Annotated in this window: 1 protein-coding gene; it reads left to right on the top strand. The window is 49.7% G+C overall.

Features of this window, described 5'->3' with window-relative positions:
• Positions 1–666, top strand: a 666-nt coding sequence (locus ACXAFR_RS27410) for a reverse transcriptase domain-containing protein (protein ID WP_475183360.1), incomplete at its 5' end; no start/stop codon positions are given.
• Positions 667–767 lie beyond the last annotated feature (101 nt).

Below are 767 nucleotides of genomic sequence, written 5' to 3'. Positions count from 1 at the left end.
CGGGGCACACCGCAAGGTGGAGTAATCAGCCCGCTGTTAGCCAATTTGTTTTTACACTACGTATTCGACGTATGGGTAGAGCGGCACTGGGGCGGAATACAATTCGAGCGCTATGCGGACGACATTGTTTGCCACTGTGCCAGTGAGCGTGAGGCCGAACAGCTACTAAAGCGCTTACAAGAGCGTTTCAGCGCGTGTGGCTTAACTCTCCACCCAGACAAGACCAAAGTGGTGTACTGCAAGGGCGGGTACAATCGGAAGCACTTTGATACGGTCGCTTTTGATTTTCTTGGCTACACGTTCCGGCCGCGCTACATTAAAACCCGGAGCGGTAAGATGGGGCTCTATTTTTTAGCTGCCATCAGTCAGAAATCCGCCAAAGCGATACGAGAGGAAATTAACGGTTGGCCGTGGATGCGTTGGTGTGGAAAAGAGCTAAAGGCTATTAGAGCTTACAGTCTGAGTCGCCTGAGAGGTTGGTATAACTATTACGGTGCCTTTGGCAAAAGCATAATACGCAATGTACTGTTTCATTTTGACAAGCGACTGAGTCGCTGGGCGAAGAAAAAGTACAAAAAGCTCACCACTATCATGCAAGCGGCTAGACGTATAAATTCAGTGCGTCAACACAGTCCGTGGGGATTTCCGCATTGGCAAATAGGCTAATGAATATTGTTGGTTTGAACGTGAAGAGCCGTATGAATCGAGAGGTTCACGTACGGTTCTGTGAGAGGCTGAGGGGGAAGTTCCCTTGGTCCACTCGACCA

The sequence above is a fragment of the Pseudomaricurvus sp. ABR4_320 genome (genome assembly GCF_056159445.1).
The sequence above is the reverse complement of the archived record's forward strand: the minus strand, read 5'-3'. Positions and strand labels throughout refer to the sequence as shown.